The organism is Myroides odoratus, from assembly GCF_965118575.1.
Lineage (GTDB): Bacteria > Bacteroidota > Bacteroidia > Flavobacteriales > Flavobacteriaceae > Flavobacterium > Flavobacterium odoratum_B.
Map to the genome: position 1 here is coordinate 1 of NZ_CBCPHW010000051.1, position 864 is coordinate 864.

An 864-nucleotide genomic window follows, 5' to 3' on the forward strand; every position below is an offset into this window, starting at 1 on the left:
CAGTCGTAGGGGATGGAAATACAGGAGCACCTCAAGCTACAGAAATATTAGATCTTTCTGAATTAAAAGATGGAGGGATTTACTATTCTTATTTAGGGGAACACGGTAAAACGTTCTATATCAACATGACTAACGATATTATCAATTCAATCCACAACAGTAAAATACTACAAGAGGAAATCTTTAATACGGTTAATGAATTCAATACGACAGGTGGTAATGTGTATTATGGAAAAATCAATGGTGTTGGAGATGATGTGTTATACATCATTAAAAATGATATCCCTGAACAAATTGATATCTCCAAAGACATACTTAAAGTAATTGAAGAGACAACCAATAATACGATTATTGAAAAAATCCTAGAACTAACAGAAATTAAGGTTATTACAGGAGAATCGGTTAAGTTAAATGAATCGATTGATGGATTTAATGTATATCGCGGTAAGTATAATGCTACAGTTGATAATTTTTCAGCATCAGCCAATTACAATACAGCGTTTAGTTCAGGGTTTAGCATTGCTAATCTTCAAACGTTATTAGGTGTAAAAATTCTCAAAAGTGGTCAGTTAGTGCAGAATTCTGTTACAGAGGTAGCGTATGCTGGAGGTGTTCTGACTTTTAAATTTGGATTGGGAAGCTTGTGCTCTACTTTGCTTAGTGGAGAATATCAGGTAGTCATTGATTACGTTTCAACTGAAGTGTCAAAATAATAAGTGAAATAAATAAATTTTATAAAAAAATAAGTAAATGAAGAGAAAAATACTCACAATAATGTTTTTAGCTGCCAGTATAGCAACATTAGCTCAAGATAGACCAGGTGTAGGTGTAGGAGGAAAAAATATCAATAAAGCAGCGATGCTT

General features: G+C 32.8%; 1 pseudogene. It reads left to right on the forward strand.

Going from position 1 to position 864, the window contains the following annotated elements:
- Positions 1-713 (forward strand): annotated as a pseudogene (locus tag ACMHJ2_RS17740) (hypothetical protein); the annotation flags it as partial.
- Positions 714-864 lie beyond the last annotated feature (151 nt).